The organism is Bergeyella anatis, from assembly GCF_036016955.1.
Lineage (GTDB): Bacteria > Bacteroidota > Bacteroidia > Flavobacteriales > Weeksellaceae > JAYWXI01.
In genome coordinates, this window is record NZ_JAYWXI010000196.1 from 1 (window position 1) to 305 (window position 305).

The following is a 305-nucleotide window of genomic DNA, read 5'->3' on the forward strand; positions in this document are numbered from 1 at the left end:
ATAGATTTTAAAGATTAAAAAATGATTGATTGAAAAATTATTTTTTTCGTTGTTTAACTTTCTTTTTCTTACGCCTCATTCGATTGATAAAGGCTTCTTCTTCGTAATCAATTCCCTGATTTTCGGGTAAAAGACTGAATAAAGCCTTAATCGTTAGGTAATCGTATTCATATTCGTAATAGGTGATTTCTTGAAAATTGTTATCATTTGAGTTTTTCAATTCTTCAGGATAACTAAATTGACTTTGTTCTGTGGTCTGTTCTGTGATTTGTTGGTCATTCTGTCCAGCAAAATATTGATGAAAA

At 29.2% G+C, this 305-nt stretch carries 1 pseudogene; it reads right to left on the reverse strand.

From position 1 onward, the window contains the following. Positions 1 to 37 precede the first annotated feature (37 nt). Positions 38 to 305, reverse strand: a pseudogene (locus VQ048_RS12910) (conjugal transfer protein MobB); the annotation flags it as partial.